Source organism: Streptococcus suis (assembly GCF_019794555.1).
Taxonomy (GTDB): domain Bacteria; phylum Bacillota; class Bacilli; order Lactobacillales; family Streptococcaceae; genus Streptococcus; species Streptococcus suis_AB.
In genome coordinates this window covers 15625-27394 of sequence record NZ_JAIMEP010000024.1, presented here as the reverse complement: position 1 = coordinate 27394, position 11770 = coordinate 15625, and the positions used below count along the sequence as shown (strand labels likewise).

10 protein-coding genes and 1 pseudogene are annotated in these 11770 nt (G+C 39.2%); all 11 read right to left on the bottom strand.

All coding sequences use genetic code 11. The annotated features are described in order from the left end of the window. Positions 1–418 precede the first annotated feature (418 nt). The 11 genes and pseudogenes from ileS to K6V48_RS09010 all read right to left on the bottom strand — a co-directional run bounded on the left by ileS (position 419) and on the right by K6V48_RS09010 (position 11770). Positions 419–3208 carry an isoleucine--tRNA ligase gene (ileS, locus tag K6V48_RS09060; RefSeq protein ID WP_222369210.1) on the bottom strand — a complete coding sequence of 930 codons (2790 nt, stop codon included), beginning with the start codon at positions 3206–3208 and terminating at the stop codon, positions 419–421. 10 nt (positions 3209–3218) lie between these two features. Next, positions 3219–3662 carry a GNAT family N-acetyltransferase gene (locus K6V48_RS09055; RefSeq protein ID WP_105126105.1) on the bottom strand — a complete coding sequence of 148 codons (444 nt, stop codon included), beginning with the start codon at positions 3660–3662 and terminating at the stop codon, positions 3219–3221. 230 nt (positions 3663–3892) lie between these two features. Further along, positions 3893–4585: a DivIVA domain-containing protein gene (locus K6V48_RS09050; protein ID WP_105126106.1), complete on the bottom strand. Its 693-nt coding sequence runs from the start codon at positions 4583–4585 to the stop codon at positions 3893–3895. 8 nt (positions 4586–4593) lie between these two features. Further along, a complete protein-coding gene (locus K6V48_RS09045; protein ID WP_105126107.1) occupies positions 4594–5385 on the bottom strand; it encodes a YlmH family RNA-binding protein in 792 nt (263 codons plus the stop codon). 2 nt (positions 5386–5387) lie between these two features. Further along, positions 5388–5651, bottom strand: coding sequence for a YggT family protein (locus K6V48_RS09040; protein WP_105126108.1), 264 nt, complete (start codon positions 5649–5651; stop codon positions 5388–5390). A 5-nt stretch (positions 5652–5656) separates the two neighbouring features. After that, positions 5657–6223, bottom strand: a complete 567-nt coding sequence (locus K6V48_RS09035) for a cell division protein SepF (RefSeq protein WP_105126109.1) — start codon at positions 6221–6223, stop codon at positions 5657–5659. Between the two features lie 14 nt (positions 6224–6237). After that, positions 6238–6912, bottom strand: coding sequence for a YggS family pyridoxal phosphate-dependent enzyme (locus K6V48_RS09030; protein WP_222369207.1), 675 nt, complete (start codon positions 6910–6912; stop codon positions 6238–6240). A gap of 210 nt (positions 6913–7122) precedes the next feature. Next, a pseudogene (gene ftsZ, locus K6V48_RS09025) lies at positions 7123–8149 on the bottom strand (cell division protein FtsZ); the annotation flags it as partial. A 23-nt stretch (positions 8150–8172) separates the two neighbouring features. Further along, positions 8173–9549: a cell division protein FtsA gene (gene ftsA / locus K6V48_RS09020; RefSeq protein ID WP_222369203.1), complete on the bottom strand. Its 1377-nt coding sequence runs from the start codon at positions 9547–9549 to the stop codon at positions 8173–8175. A gap of 144 nt (positions 9550–9693) precedes the next feature. Next, positions 9694–10698: a cell division protein FtsQ/DivIB gene (locus tag K6V48_RS09015; protein WP_222369201.1), complete on the bottom strand. Its 1005-nt coding sequence runs from the start codon at positions 10696–10698 to the stop codon at positions 9694–9696. 7 nt (positions 10699–10705) lie between these two features. Further along, complete coding sequence (locus K6V48_RS09010) at positions 10706–11770, bottom strand: UDP-N-acetylglucosamine--N-acetylmuramyl-(pentapeptide) pyrophosphoryl-undecaprenol N-acetylglucosamine transferase (protein ID WP_222369198.1); 1065 nt, start codon at positions 11768–11770, stop codon at positions 10706–10708.

The following is an 11770-nucleotide window of genomic DNA, read 5'->3' as shown; positions in this document are numbered from 1 at the left end:
AGAACAGTACCTTATCCAAGATTGTTTCCAATACCTCTTGGTTGATAGAGTGAAAGAAAGTGAGTTCTACTTTTTCGAGACGAATCTTCATCAGGATCTCATTTCTGCTTTTCTTTTCAGAGCGTCGCGATTTGGGAACAGTCAATGGGACGATGGGTTGTGACATAAAAAAATCCTCCAGTTTTTTAATTACAGTATACTGGAGGAGTGAACGATTGGATAGGTACCTTGTTATGGGGCGCTTACGGCTTTTTGCCCAGCTTCTTTTTTTTTTGAAAAAAAAAGCCTATCCGGAAATAGATAGACTTTTATACTTATATAGTCATTTGAATTAGCTTTGATACATCGTCACTTTCGTCTTTCCTTACTCTAGTACAGCCTGCGCCTCAGTTCCTTGTCTGAAAGCTAATTCATTCGACTATGCTTCAAAACCTTGAGCTACTGCTTCCACAAAGTTTTCTTCTACTACGCTTGCACAGTGGTCACAGATTGTTGCACCATAGCTACGCTCTACAACACTAGTATCAATGCGACGGCAACGATCACAAACTTCACCAGTTGCACGAGTAACAGTAAAGGCAAGATCATCAACTTCTACCGCTGATGCAGGAGCAGCTTCGGTGGTAACTGTCAAATCAGATACAATCAAAAGTTGAGCAAGGTCAGCATTTAAGCCATCCAAGAATGACTTGGTTTCAGCTGAGACATAGGCTGTCAAATGCGCTTCAAGTGACTTACCAATCACTTTTGCATTACGTGCTTCTTCCAAGGCTTTTTGTGCCTGAGTACGGAAGACCATAACCTTCTCCCAGTCAGCCAACAACTGCGCATCATTCGCAAAGGTTTCCACCTCTGGCATTTCCGCCAATTGTACAAACTCTTCTGGTTCGTGTTCCAAATATGACCAGATTTCTTCTGCGGTATGTGGCAAGATTGGAGTCAAGAGCTTGGTAATTTTCACCAAGATGTCATAGAAAACAGTTTGCATCTGACGGCGAGACAAGGATTTGGCACCATCAATGTAGACCACGTCCTTGGCAAAATCCAAGTAGAAGGCTGACAAGTCAAGCGTGACAAAGTTTACCACAGATTTGTAGATGGCCATGAAATCAAAGCTATCGTAGGCATCACGGATTTGTGCTACCAGTTTGTTGAATTTCACCAAGAGGTATTGGTCAACTGAACGAAGCTCGTCATAAGCTACCGCATCGCTTGCTGGATTGAAATCAGAGGTATTTGCAATCAAGAAACGGAGGGTGTTGCGAATTTTCCTGTAAGTTTCAGAAACTTGTCCAAGAATTTCCATTGATACACGGACATCATTTGACGTATCAACTGAAGTCACCCACAAACGCAAAATTTCTGCACCAAATTGTTTTTCAACATCACTTGGTAAAATCGTATTACCAAGTGATTTAGACATCTTCAAGCCTTTACCATCTAGAACAAATCCTTGTGATAATACTGCTTTATATGGCGCATGACCATTGACTGCTACAGAGGTGATTAAGGAAGAATTAAACCAGCCACGGTATTGGTCAGATCCTTCAAGATAAAGGTCTGCCGGATAGGCAAGGTTTTCACGGGCGTTCATGACACCATTCCAAGATGAACCAGAATCAAACCATACGTCCATGATATCTGTTTCTTTGGTAAATTCGCCATTTGGTGAACCTGGATGAGTGAAACCAGCTGGAAGAAGGTCTTTAGCTTCTGATTTCCACCAGATGATTGAACCATACTCTTCAAAGAGAGCTGCAACGTGGTCCGTCACTTCCTTAGACATGATTGCTGTACCATCTTCTGCATAGAAGATAGGAAGTGGCACACCCCAAGCCCGCTGACGTGAGATGACCCAGTCACCACGGTCACGGATCATATTGTAGAGACGTGTTTTACCCCAACCTGGAATGAAGTTTGTTGCTTCGATTTGATCTAAAATTTCTTGACGGAATTTAGAAACAGAAGCAAACCACTGTGGTACTGCACGCCAGATAATTGGTTTTTTGGTACGCCAGTCAAATGGATAAGAGTGATTAATCACTTCACTAGCAAGTAGCAAGTCTCCTAGTTTTTCTTTTACAGTTGGAACAACCTTGTCATAGAATTGCCCTTCAAAATCAGGACCTGCATTTTCCATCATCAAGCCACGTTCGTTGACAGTTACAGCCACCTCTAAATTGTATTTGATTCCGACATTATAGTCATCTTCACCAAAACCAGGAGCCGTATGGACAATACCAGTACCTGAATCAGTCGTTACATGATCACCCAAGATGAGCAATTCATCCACTTCAGTATCCCATGGGTGTTCTGTGACAATATATTCAAACTCAGCACCCTTGTGTTTTGAAATCACTTCGAAAGATGCCCAACCAAATTTGGCTGCCAAACTATCAACCAAGGCTTCTGCCAATACATACTTCCGGTCAGAACCTTCTGGCTGAACAAGTACATAATCAATATCTGCTCCCATGGTCAAACCGCGAGAAGCTGTAACAGTAAATGGTGTAGTTGTCCAAACAACGATATAGCTATCTGAATCCAGCACCCCCTTGCCATCTTTGACCTTGTTTGCATAGTAAAGGGATGTTGAGTCAATGTCATGGTATTCGATTTCAGCTTCTGCAAGGGCAGATTCAGATGACCATGACCAGTAAACAGGCTTGGCACCGCGGTAGATATAGCCCTTGTCTGCCATAGCACCAAAGACACGGATCTGAGCTGCTTCATAGTCTTTCGTCAAGGTAATATATGGATTTTCCCAATCAGCAGAGACACCAAGACGCTTGAAGTCATCACGTTGCTTGTCAACTTGGCTAAGAGCATAATCACGACACATTTCAAGGTATTCAACCAAGTCCATCTCTTTCCGTTTGACACCTTGTTTTGCCAAGACTTGCTCAATCGGAAGACCATGAGTATCCCAACCTGGTACGTAAGGAGCTCGGAAACCAGACATCGATTTAGAACGGACAATAATATCTTTAGAAATTTTATTTAAGGCATGCCCAACGTGGATATTTCCATTTGCGTAGGGAGGACCATCATGTAGGTGGAAGGACGGTTTTCCTTCGTTCAGTTCTTGACGTCGCGCATACAAATTTGCTTCATCCCAAGCTTTTTGCCATTCAGGTTCGCGTGTTGGCAAACCTGCGCGCATAGGAAAGGCTGTTTTACCCAAATTGAGGGTTTCTTTTAGTTTCATCATAACTCCTTTATTTAACAATTAATTCCATTTTCATTTCTTGACCATCTAAACCGACAGGTTGAAAGCCGAATTTTTCTAAAATGTACCGCATTTTATGATTACCGATCACATAATTTACGGTAACCTTATGGCACTGCTGATCATTCCTAGCTCGTTGTAACACTTGCCGAATGACCTCCTTACCAAAGCCCTGATTTTGATACTTCTGATCAATGAGCATGCGCCAGATATAATAACTGTTTTCCATGGGTTGATAGGACAACAAGAGAAATCCCACTGTTAGCTGTCCAGATTTAACAGCATATGGAAACAGGACTTCACTATCTCGATACAGCCATGCCTGAGCTAATGAATATTCAACTGACGCCACTCGGCGCTGATCTTTAGGTGCCACATCAAGATCTAGCACCTGATCAAAATTATCTTTGTTTACCAGTTCTAATCGTATCATAAAAAATAAAAAAACTCCCGCCAAAATAAGGACGAAAGTTCGTGGTACCACCTTAGTTCAGATAGAGTTTCCCCTATCCCTCTAGCGTTCGTAACGTGAACCGACGTCTTTCCCTACTTCTTCTTTCAGGAAAAATCATGCAAAGGGATTATCGCAAGAAAGGGATTGTAGGGCTTCCACCGTCTCCTACTCGCTAAAAATATTTCTATTGATAGTGTCTTTGCTCTAAATTAGTTATCATCAATTGACAAAGCAATTGTTTCATTTTCTTCAAATGCTGTTGCTTGACGTGTCAACTCTGCAATTTCCTCTTCAGAAAGTTGAAGAGTATAATCTAAATGATTCTCTTCTTCTGGAACTTCCTCATCAAGCACTTTTACCAATACTTCTCTAAAGGCTTCATCGCTTGTTTGAAGATAAGATGCAGTTGGGCGTAGAATATCTTCCCATTCAGGAGAATTTACCAATGATAATTGACTTTCAATTGTAGATTTTAACCTCTGATGGAAAATACGAGTTTTATTTTTCAATTCTTCTGTTTCAACAGCTACTCGCTTAGCGTTGTCGGTTGAAATACGAAGAATTTCATTCGCCTTATCTTTCGCTTCATGCAATAAGGTTGCGACATCATAATCTGCTTGTTTAATGATATTTGCTGCTTGCTCATCCGCAGCTTTTTTCACTTTTTCAGCAGTATCCTGAGCTAATAGAACTGATTTGCTTAGCGATTCTTTCATTTCATCAAAATACGCCAAACGCTCACGCAAATTTTTCAGTTCCAACTCTTGTTCATGATTTTTACGGATTAGGTCCTCATAATCACGCGTTACAATATCCAAAAAATCATCAACTTCATCTGCATCATAACCTCTGAATTTTGTTGCAAAGGTTTTATCTTTTAATTCTAGTGCTGTAAGTGCCATAGTTCCTCCTAAGTTTTAACAATGTCTAACTTTAATTTTATCTTTCCTTGCTTAGAAAAACCTAAAAACTCGTTTAATCGAATTCTACCGTATTTCCTCACACTAATCAATTGCCCAATTTCAACTGTCCGACTTGGTTGATCGGATTGGAGATAATCCAACTTTACATGTCCTGCTTCAATCAACTTATTCGCAGTAGAGCGTGAAAGATTAAAAGCAACCGCAACCAACTTATCCAGTCTCAAACTAGAAACAAGAACATCTTTTGAACGCCAGTCCTGTTGGTTCAATAATTGAACTGACAGCCAGGAAATTTCTCGTACTTTGACAGGAACACGAGCAATTTTGGTGATAGACTGTTGAGCAATCTGTCCAAACTTTTCATCTAAAAACACCAAAAGCTGTTTTTCATTAACAATGATATCCCCCAAGTATTCTCTTTTAATCCCCAATTGATTTAGAAAAGTTCCTAATACTTGAGAATGAGAAAGAGTATGAAACTTTCTTGAAAAAGATAAATCAAGAGCTGTTAGCTTAAAATCCTGAGTATCTAATTCATAGTAACTTGGAGCAATAATGACTCTCGAATGTTCAGTTGGCAAGAAGTCACGACTTGAAAAAGTTTGTAATTGATAGTAATGCGCAATTTTAGATACAATATCATCTTGTCGGGGATGTAGAAAGTGCGTTAATCTATAGGAATATGTATCTTCAACTTGCTGACACATATCCATTATTTTCTCAACGAATTCCCTTTCTTCCTTGGCAAAATGTTGCATTATTTGTTTATCATTTTTCATGATTAAGCTAGCAAAAGCAGGATGCGAATCAGTATCCGTGTTCCAATGTTGAGTGCAATCATTGCAACCATAACTGTCCAATCCAAGCCCATGAACTGTAGATTAAGCCGTCTAAAGGGCTTTAACATAGGTGCCACAGCCCACTGAATCATACGCCCCAATGGAGTCGCATAGAGATTGGGAAACCAGCTCAATAATGCATATGCCAATAAAAGATACGAATAAATTTCTACAATTTTTAAAATAAGAAAAATCAAAAATTGCATAAAATTTACCGCTTCATATCAAAATCAAATTGAGAATCTTGATTCGCACCGACATTTGTGTTACGGAGTTCCTCAATATGCACCGTTACATTTACAGGGGTTAACAGCCACATTGTATTTGAAACTTTCTTTAAATTTCCAGAAAGAACTGATCGTGCCCCATCCAAATAATCCAAACAACGGCGTGCCTGTTGTTCAGACATGTATTGAAAATCAATTAAAATACTTGCATTATCCAACAAGAGATTAACCATTTCTGGTGCGTCTTCATACCGTTTCGGAAATTTAATATCAATTGTTGATTTTAGATTACCTTGTTCGCTATGAGACATTAATTCTTGTTGACGTTCATGTAAGCGTTGCAACCGCGACTCCGATCCACTGTTTGCATCCCCTCGTGATTCGACACGACTTGGTCTTTCAACAGGTCTGCTGACCGGTTTTGTTGTAGCAACATGCATTGCTGGTCGTTCATTACCAGTAGAATTTGCTTGGTACTGTTCATCAGCCTCGTTTGCATCTTCTACTTCAAAATAGTTAAATAAATTTTTAAATGTATCTTTAAGTCCCATGCCTACTTCTTCTCCTATTCAGTAAAAAATGCCGAGCCTATGCGGACAAAAGTTGCCCCATTCTGTATTGCTTCTATATAATCACCGCTCATCCCCATACTTAATTCATTAAAAGGCATATGCGGTATATTTCTTGCTGATAGTGTTACTTGTATCTCTTTCAATTTTGAGAAAATTTCATTTAATTCTTTTGAATCAGCATCAAAAGGTGCCATTGTCATTAAACCAACAACTTCCACTTTTTCAAAAGGAATTAATTGTGAGATTGTCTCTTCTAATTCATCTATAGAGAAACCATGTTTACTTTGCTCACCTGAAATATTCAATTGTAAGAAACATTTAATCGGTTTCTCTGCTCGTTTATTAATTTCTTCGGCCAATTTAATAGAATCTAAAGCATGAAAGTAATCGACATAATGAATAACATCCTTTACTTTCCGTCTCTGTAAGGTTCCAATCAAGTGCCATGTTAAGTCGATATCGGCTAAGGCATGATACTTGTCTAAAAATTTATCAACGCGATTTTCACCAATATGTTGAATACCAGTTTTTACCAATTCTCTAACAATAGAGCTGTCAACATATTTTGTGACAGCTATAACATTAACCGATTGACTAGGTCGATGTACTGCTTTTACTGCTTGTTCAACAGTAGCAAATACATCATCTCTATTTTTTTGTAAATTCATTTTAACGATTTCTGAAAAATGGTGGAGTATCTAACTCATCTTCATCAGCTTCCATCGTAAATTTTTCAACAGAAACTGTCGGCTTCACATCAGTTTCAGCAGGATGAATCAAGTTTTCACGACGCAAGTCCCACTCACCAAAAGCAGAACCCTTAGGAGTTTCAGGTTGTGACAAACCTCGATTCACTACAGGAGCTGAACTACTTGGCAAATCAAAACGTTGTGAATGACGCGGTGCAACATGCTCAGTAACACGTGGACGACTTGCTCTTTCTGGCTTTTCTTCACGGACACCTGTTGCAACAACTGTTACACGGATTTCATCCTTCATGGTTTCATCAATTGAAGTTCCCAACCAAATATTCACACCTTGACCAGCAGCTTGATTCACAATTTCTGAAGCTTCTTCAGCTTCTGTCAATGTCATATCATAACCACCTGTTACGTTGACAATGACATCTTCAGCACCATCAATTGTTGTTTCAAGAAGTGGTGAATAAATTGCTTTACGTGCCGCCTCGACTACACGATCTTCACCTGTACCAATACCAATACCCATTAAGGCATTCCCTTTGTTTTCCATCACTGTCTTCACATCAGCAAAGTCCAAGTTGATCAAACCAGGGTTGGTAATCAAATCAGTAATCCCTTGAACACCTTGACGTAAAACATTATCTGCTTCACTTAACGCTTCTAGAAGTGGAGTTTTCTTATCAACAATCTCAAGGAGATTATTATTTGAGATGATTAACAGTGTATCAACTTGTTCACGAAGACCTTCAATTCCTTCAATCGCAAAGTTGCCACGTTTATTCCCTTCAAATCCAAAAGGACGTGTAACAACTGCTACAGTTAGCGCACCAAGATTTTTAGCAATTCGTGCAATTACTGGAGCCGCACCTGTACCAGATCCACCGCCCATACCAGCAGTAATGAAGACCATATCCGCACCACTCAAAGCGTTGGTCAATACTTCTTCACTTTCTTCTGCGGCTTTACGGCCAACTTCAGGCTGACCGCCAGCACCCAAACCTCGAGTCAATTTTGGACCCAATTGGATAACTGTTTCTGCCTTTGAGCTACTCAGTGCTTGTACGTCTGTGTTAGCTGCTATAAATTCAACACCAGCCACACCTTCTTCAATCATACGGTTGATGGCGTTACCACCGCCACCGCCGACACCAATTACTTTAATGACAGCACCATGACTTGCTGCTGCTTCAAATGAAAATGCCATAGTTTTTATCACCTTTTCTTTACTTATTCAAACATGCTTCCAAACAAACCACGGATACGATCTGTAAAATTCCCTCTTGAAGTAGATTCAGTCTCTTCCTGCTCTTCTTCAAAGCTTTGAACTGGTCGTTCCTCGCGTATCTCAGGTTCTATAGGTGTAAACACCTCTGGTTGAACTGTAGGTACTACCCTAGGTCGTGTAACAGTGAAATCTACAGGTTTTTGACGCAAGTTTACTTCACCATTCACTGCTCGTTGTGCAATTTTTTCTACTTCCTCTAGGTTACCAACATATTCAACCAAACTAATCACGCTAGCGAAAGCAGGATTACGAATCCCAATTTGATTTGGTACAAATAATTTTGCATTTGTACCAAGCACTTCTTGTGCTAATTCAGCAATACCTGGTAAAATAGCACCGCCACCTACAAGGACAACTCCTCCTGGCAAATCAAGCGCTCTTGTACGTTCCAAATCTTGTCTCACACGATCAAAAATTTGGCGAAGACGAGCTGAAATCACCTCAGATAAGTAACGCTCTGTTACTTCAACAGGTGTGTTTTCACCAATAACTTCCACTGAGAATTTTTCTTTTTCACTTGCATCTTGAGGGTTAGCTATACCGTAATTGTATTTCAAGTTCTCAGCGATACTTTGAGAAGTAGTCAAAACTTTTGAAATATCTTTGGTAATGTACTCGCCACCTTCTTGGTAGATATTTGTATATTGTAATTCTTGATTACGCATTACTGCAACCGTAGTTTGCCCACCACCAAGATCAATAACTGTTGCACCAAACTCACGTTCTCCTTCATTTAAAACAGAGCGTGTAAGAGCAAGTGGTGAAATTACAATATTTTCAACCTGAACACCTGCACGTTCAACTGTTTTTCGTAAGTTATGAAGAATGGTACGTGGTCCAGTATAAAGCATGCCACGCATTTCCAAACGAATACCCATCATACCGCGAGGATCTTTAATCCCTTGGAAACCATCTACAACGAACTCTTCTGGAATGAAGGAAATAACTTCACGCTCAGGTGTCATACTCTTTGTTAAAGCAGACTTCACTACATTCTCTACATCTAAATCAGTAATTTCTTGAGAATCCGTAGTAACAGGAATCATTCCTTGTGTAGGTTCGATTTGCAACAAATTAGCTGGCAGACCAACATTCACTTTATCAATTCGAATGCCAGATTTTTCTTCTGCTTGTTCTAGTGCCTTTTTAATCGCACCTGCCGCTACATCAATATTCACGATAATGCCATCTTTAACGCCAGCGCTTTTTACACTACTAACTCCGATCACATTCATTTCATTATCTGCATATTCAGCTACCAAGACTTTAACGGAGCTTGTACCAATATCTAAACCCGTAAAAAAGCCGCTTTTTACCATTCTATCCGTCCTCTCTTACTTTCAACTTTAACAAACATAATTCCAAATTTTAAAAATAGTGCAATTAGTCATCTTTTATTATATCATATCTTCAAGAAAAAAAGTGTCACTAACGGCTTTTTCTACGAAATTTTTATCAGAATTTTACTGACTGGAACTCACATATCTAAAAATCCCAACTTCCATATCGACAATGGACGGCTCTACAATTTCTAATGAAATTTTTGAATAGTATGGCAACTTAGTTTCGATCTCACTAAGTGGTACCAAAATAGTATTTCCATCAGACATCTTCAGGGTCAATAAGTCTGATGTGGCCTTAGTAGGAGTTAAACTAATTTCTAGAATTTTCGAAGTAATTTGTGTATCCACTTTAGCCAATTGTTTAGCAAGTAATTTTATGGATGCTTGGTCCGTTAGTTTGAAAAGCAAATACGTTTCCGGTAGTTGGTCCGTAGAGAGTCCTTCTCTTGCCGCTTCCCCATTCGCTAGGATTCTATAATACTGACTGCCGGTTTCCATATAGCCAACAACAGCATACTCCTTTATGCGAATTGTAAATTTATTTGGAAAATAAAATGAAATTACAGCATCTGAAACTTCTGGATTAGACTTTTTTATATTACTTGCATAATTGGCCGCATTCAAAGCAATTGTGACAGCATAGTCCTTTGGTGAAATTAAACTGAGTTCTTCCACTTGTTGTGCAGTTAATCGTTCATTTCCTTCTACAGTAATTAATTTGGTTTTACTATAGGGTGTCATAAAGTAAATTGATAAGAAAAACAGCACGCAACTAACCAAAAGCACAGGCACTGCCCTCAATAATGTTCCTTTCGGTAGTGGGGCTTTTTTCTTCTCAATCCTTTTTCGACTACTATCAACGATACCTTCTGACTGATCTGCTAACTTACGAGCTTTTCTACCTTTTTTTAAAAATGAAGTCTTATCATTTTCTTGCTCAATAATTGGAGATTCTTCTTCTATTTTATGCTCTTCCAAATAAGCTTGATGCCGTGCTTTCCATTGTTCAAAGAAGGCACTTTTTTCATCGTCTGAGGCATCCATCGTTGGAACAGAAGATTCTAAATCAAGTGATGGTTCTGAATTTTTATTTTCTACCAACTCTTTCGGGTCTTTTTCATCCATACCTCATCTACCTTCCTATATCTTCCATCAACAAGTGATAAAAACTATCAACTGATTGTATTTCAGTAGATTGTTCCATATTTTGGATATAAAAGTCTTTGTTTTCTAGCAAAGCTTCCACCTCAGACAACAAGGTATCAACTGTAAATTGCTCCTCACTAATTTGTCGAGAGTAACCTTTTTTCTCCGCATACAGAGCATTTTCAATCTGATCTCCACGACTTGCTTGACGGCCGAGTGGAACGATGAGATGCAATTTTTTCATTGCAATTAACTCAAATAAGGTATTGGAACCACCACGTGTCACTACGACATCCGCAAAATCCATCAAGGGTTGATATAGCTCCGTAATATAATCTACACGGTAGATATGTTTATCCAGTTGGTTAAGTCGTGCATCGCCAGTCAAGTTAATAATATTGAAACTTTCTGTCAATGTCTTAGCATGCTGGCTGATTAAATTATTAAATACCTTGGCTCCACCAGAACCACCAACAAATAATAAAGTCGGCAATTGTTTGTCAAAATGGCTTAGAATTTCAGGTAATTGGATTGGTGTAACCTTGTCTGTATGCTGTCCAACCTTGGTCACTGCCCCAACGTGTTTTACTTTTGCCAGTTCTGTGGGTTGCTCAAAGGTACTATACATTGTCGTCGCAAACTTATAGGCAATTTTATTAGCTAGTCCCATCGACAAATCAGATTCGTGGATAAAGACCGGTACTCTTAACAAGTTTGCTGCGATAACTGGTGGTACAGAAACAAAACCACCTTTTGAAAATAGGGCTTGAGGACGAATTTTGGCAATAATCGCAATGGATTGAAGAATGCCAAACCCAACCTTGAATACATCCAACATATTTTGGAAAGAGAAATAGCGACGCAGTTTCCCAGTAGAGATGGAATGAAATTGGACATCTAAGCCAGAATTTTTAATTTGCTCATACTCAATCCCATTTCGATCCCCAATATAATGCACTTCCCAACCATCTTTGATGAAACGAGGCATTAACAGGAGATTGAGCGTCACGTGTCCAACTGTTCCTCCACCTGTAAAAACAATTTTTTTCAT

What these genes read in the sequence shown, in the direction of transcription:
- K6V48_RS09045 (WP_105126107.1), bottom strand. Translation starts at nt 5,385, where the DNA reads ATGAAAAATGATAAACAAATAATGCAACATTTTGCCAAGGAAGAAAGG.
- K6V48_RS09040 (WP_105126108.1), bottom strand. Translation starts at nt 5,651, where the DNA reads ATGCAATTTTTGATTTTTCTTATTTTAAAAATTGTAGAAATTTATTCG.
- K6V48_RS09055 (WP_105126105.1), bottom strand. Translation starts at nt 3,662, where the DNA reads ATGATACGATTAGAACTGGTAAACAAAGATAATTTTGATCAGGTGCTA.
- ftsA (WP_222369203.1), bottom strand. Translation starts at nt 9,549, where the DNA reads ATGGTAAAAAGCGGCTTTTTTACGGGTTTAGATATTGGTACAAGCTCC.
- K6V48_RS09035 (WP_105126109.1), bottom strand. Translation starts at nt 6,223, where the DNA reads ATGGGACTTAAAGATACATTTAAAAATTTATTTAACTATTTTGAAGTA.
- ileS (WP_222369210.1), bottom strand. Translation starts at nt 3,208, where the DNA reads ATGAAACTAAAAGAAACCCTCAATTTGGGTAAAACAGCCTTTCCTATG.
- K6V48_RS09015 (WP_222369201.1), bottom strand. Translation starts at nt 10,698, where the DNA reads ATGGATGAAAAAGACCCGAAAGAGTTGGTAGAAAATAAAAATTCAGAA.
- K6V48_RS09010 (WP_222369198.1), bottom strand. Translation starts at nt 11,770, where the DNA reads ATGAAAAAAATTGTTTTTACAGGTGGAGGAACAGTTGGACACGTGACG.
- K6V48_RS09050 (WP_105126106.1), bottom strand. Translation starts at nt 4,585, where the DNA reads ATGGCACTTACAGCACTAGAATTAAAAGATAAAACCTTTGCAACAAAA.
- K6V48_RS09030 (WP_222369207.1), bottom strand. Translation starts at nt 6,912, where the DNA reads ATGAATTTACAAAAAAATAGAGATGATGTATTTGCTACTGTTGAACAA.